The sequence below is a fragment of the Mycobacterium tilburgii genome (genome assembly GCF_902168065.1).
Lineage (GTDB): Bacteria > Actinomycetota > Actinomycetes > Mycobacteriales > Mycobacteriaceae > Mycobacterium > Mycobacterium tilburgii.
Map to the genome: position 1 here is coordinate 1 of NZ_LR655777.1, position 1,374 is coordinate 1,374.

Sequence of the window (1,374 nt, forward strand, 5' to 3'; positions counted from 1 at the left end):
ACGCCACGAACCGCGATGCGCTCAACCCGGGTCGGTGCATGTAGCCGACGGCCACCCCGGCGCCGGCGGCGTACAGCTCGCCCACCACGCCGGGCGGGACCGGCTTCAGCCAACGGTCCAGGACGAAGAACGCCAAGTGCGCCAACGGCGCACCGATGGGGCTGCTGTTGCTGTAGACGTCGGAGTCGACGATCTCGCGGTACGAGGCGTGCACGGTGGTCTCGGTGATGCCGTACATGTTGATCATCCGCGGCAGTCCCGGGTGGTTGTGTAGCCACGTCTGAAGTCGTTGCGGCTCAAGGGCTTCGCCACCGAACACCACGGTCTGCAGCTTCAGCTGCTGCCCCAGCTCGGGTTGCAGCGCATCGGCGGATTGCAGCGCGTAGAACGCCGACGGCGTCTGGCTCAACACGCTCACCTGCTCGCTCACGAGCAGCGCGTGCAGGTCCTCCGGTGAGCGGACCACCGCCTCGGGGACGATCACCAACCGGCCGCCGTGCAGCAGTGCACCCCAGATCTCCCACACGGAGTAGTCGAAGGCCAGGGAGTGGCACTGGGTCCATACCTGCCCCAGCTCCATTTCAGCATCGAGCGACTCCAGCAACTGGGTGACGTTGCGGTGCGTGACGGCCACGCCCTTGGGTTTTCCGGTGGTGCCGGACGTGTAGATGATGTACGCCACGTTGTCGGCCGCGGGTGCCAGCAGCCCCGTGTGGGGTGCGGCGTTGACCGCCGGGTCGTCGATGTCAATGACCTGCAGGTCGACGCCGTCCAGCCGCGGACGTAGGTCCGCGGTGGTCAGCGCGGCGATCGGGGCGGCATCGGCGAGCATGAACTCCACCCGGGCCGTCGGATGCGCGGGATCGATCGGCAGATAGGCCGCCCCCGTCTTCAACACCGCTAGCAGCGAGACGACCGCCTTGGCGGATCGGTTTAGCAGCACCGCAACTCGCTCGCCGGGCCCCGCACCTAGACTGGACAGCATGTGCGCCAACCGGTTTGCGGCTTCGTCCAGCTCGCGGTAGGTCCACGACTCGTTGCTGTAATTGAGCGCCACCGCCTCCGGTGTGTGGGTGACCTGGGTGGCGAACTGCTCGGGAATCGACATCCTCGCGGATACCGGCTGGCTCAGCACCGCCCGGTTGCCCCACTCTTCCAGCCGCGAATGCTCTTCGGGGTCAAGCAGATCGATCGACGACACCCGTCGCGTGGGATCGGTGGTCATGGCCACCAACACCCGCTGGAAACGCTCGACCAGCGTCTCGATGCTGGCCACATCGAAGACCTGGGTGTCGAATTCCACGCGCAGGCTCAGCTCGTGACCCGGCGTCGCCACGACCGACAACGGGTGGGGGTGTTGTGTCTTTTTGTCTG

The 1,374-nt window shown here is 66.5% G+C and carries 1 protein-coding gene; it reads right to left on the bottom strand.

The features are described from left to right. On the bottom strand, positions 1–1,374 hold a 1,374-nt coding region (locus tag FQ389_RS17540), incomplete at both ends, for an amino acid adenylation domain-containing protein (RefSeq protein ID WP_144209924.1).